Source organism: Bacillus sp. HY001, assembly GCF_007558965.1.
Classification (GTDB): domain Bacteria; phylum Bacillota; class Bacilli; order Bacillales; family Bacillaceae_G; genus Bacillus_A; species Bacillus_A mobilis.
The window spans coordinates 1-229 of the sequence record NZ_VLTE01000421.1 but is presented as its reverse complement, the minus strand read 5'-3'; the positions used below and the strand labels follow the sequence as shown (position 1 = coordinate 229).

At 34.1% G+C, this 229-nt stretch carries 1 pseudogene; it reads right to left on the bottom strand.

The features are described 5' to 3' along the window. Window positions 1-229, bottom strand: a pseudogene (locus FOT98_RS32815) (hypothetical protein); the annotation flags it as partial.

Genomic DNA, 229 nt, shown 5'->3' with positions numbered 1-229 from the left:
GAGATACTATGAAATCCTTTAAAGTTCTTTCTACACCAATATAAGATGCTAGATTCATCCTTCGCTAAAAAAGAATCCGGATTGAAATGAATCAAAGCTTCTGCTAAACAAGCCAGAAGCAATGGTATCACTTCGGAATCTTGCTTTGATAAATCAAGTACAGATACAACGGTATACTGTTTATATTGGTAGTATTGTAGAACACCATTACACATGTTTGTTGGTGTTA